Here is a 1,375-nt window from a genome sequence, read left to right as displayed (position 1 = left end):
TTCAGACTGTAGACAAACTCGATGAAAATCGAGTTTGTCTATTTTTTATGGCTTGTACAATTTGGACGTTGATTTCCACTCTAGGCACTCGCTTTCCGCGGGCGGTCGGGGAGCCTCCTCGGCTTTCGCCTGCGGGGTCTCCCCTAGACGCGCTTTTCCCGCAGGAGTCTCGTACCTTCCGTTCCAATCAACTTTGTCTTACCTTTTAGATAGAACACTTTTGCCTGGAGTCATTTTTGTTTTAAAATAGAAGTATTAAAACTTGAGGTGATGAGGATGCTTTCTAAACATGATTCTATTCAGCGAGATCAACTTGAAATGATTACTTTAGATCAACTGGTGCCACCGAACCATTTGGTTCGTAAAATGGAGGCTGCCATTGACTTCACTTTCATTTATGACTTGGTGAAAGATATGTATTCAGAGGTAGGACGCCCAAGTATTGATCCAGTTATTTTAGTTAAACTGACTTTCATTCAATATACCTTCGGTATTCGTTCCATGCGTAAAACGATTGAAGAAGTTGAAACTAATATGGCTTACCGTTGGTTCTTAGGCTATGGTTTCCATGATAAAGTACCTCATTTCTCTACGTTCGGGAAAAATTATGAGCGACGCTTTAAAGATACAGACCTGTTTGAACAGATTTTCTATCGCATTTTAATGACAGCTGCTAATAAAAAGTTAATAAGTGCTGAACACGTTTTCGTGGATTCCACACATGTGAAAGCCAGTGCGAATAAACGGAAATTTGAAAAGAAAATCGTTCGTAAAGAAACACGAGCGTATCAAGGACGTCTTCAAGAAGAAATCAATCAAGATCGTGAAAACCATGGAAAAAAGCCTTTTCCACCAGATAAATTTGATAAAGAAGAGACCAAAGAGACCTTATACACGTCCTCGCACCAAAGAAGGATTTTTCCGCAAACAGGACTATGTATACGATGAACATTTTGATTGTTACCTTTGCCCTTCGGGCGAAACTTTAAAGTACTCAACAACTAATAAAGAGGGCTATCGCGAGTACAAATCRCCAAAACAAATTTGTACAATATGCTCATTTTTATCTCGGTGTACAGAAAGCAARGACTGTCAAAAAGTGGTGACACGGCATATCTGGCAAACACATGTGGAAGAAGCAGATCATCTGCGTCATCATCAAGATGTAAAACCTATATATGCAAAACGTAAAGAAACGATTGAGCGTGTATTCGCAGATGCAAAAGAAAAGCATGGTATGCGTTGGACTACTTTAAGGGGACTTAAAAAATTGTCAATGTAGGCGATGCTTACTTTCGCTGCCATTAATTTAAGGAAGATGGCCAATTGGATATGGCGAGGTCCAAAAATGGCCTAACATGTGGGCTCGTAGAGC

General features: G+C 40.1%; 1 pseudogene. It reads left to right on the top strand.

What is annotated here, in order from left to right:
* The first annotated feature begins 276 nt into the window (after positions 1–276).
* A pseudogene (locus tag AC1DVB_RS27290) lies at positions 277–1,357 on the top strand (transposase).
* Positions 1,358–1,375 lie beyond the last annotated feature (18 nt).

It is taken from the genome of Peribacillus sp. P4_D6 (assembly GCF_056401795.1).
Note: the sequence above shows the minus strand (reverse complement) of the source record. Positions and strands in the feature narration are given on the sequence as shown.